The sequence below is a fragment of the Alkalibacterium sp. MB6 genome (assembly GCF_009935905.1).
In the GTDB taxonomy this organism is placed as follows: domain Bacteria; phylum Bacillota; class Bacilli; order Lactobacillales; family Carnobacteriaceae_A; genus Alkalibacterium.
In genome coordinates this window covers 1-399 of the sequence record NZ_PREX01000078.1, presented here as the reverse complement: position 1 = coordinate 399, position 399 = coordinate 1, and the positions used below count along the sequence as shown (strand labels likewise).

The following is a 399-nucleotide window of genomic DNA, read 5'->3' as shown; positions in this document are numbered from 1 at the left end:
AATCAACGCAAAGATTTTTTGCACAAACTATCCTATAAGGTGACAAGCGAAAACCAAGTCATTGTCATCGAAACATTAAAATCCTCAAACATGATGAAGAACCACAAGCTTGCAAAATCCATCGCTGATGTGAGTTGGTACGAGTTTGTCCGTCAGCTAGAATACAAATCCGACTGGTTAGGAAGAACCGTTGTTAAAGCAGACCAATGGTTTGCGTCTTCTCAAATTTGTAGTCACTGTCAGGACAAGAGTGGAAAGAAACCCCTCGAAATAAGAGAGTGGATATGCCAAGAATGTGGTACCCATCATGATAGGGATATTAATGCCAGTAAGAACTTACTCAATTTAGTAAGGTAAAAAACAACGGGGAGGGTTCACCCCTTTGAGCTTGGTATATTT

The 399-nt window shown here is 40.1% G+C and carries 1 protein-coding gene; it reads left to right on the top strand.

The window, feature by feature from the left end:
- A partial coding sequence (locus C3945_RS11745; RefSeq protein WP_161879834.1) for an RNA-guided endonuclease TnpB family protein occupies positions 1-357 on the top strand: 357 nt, incomplete at its 5' end.
- Positions 358-399: the final 42 nt, after the last annotated feature.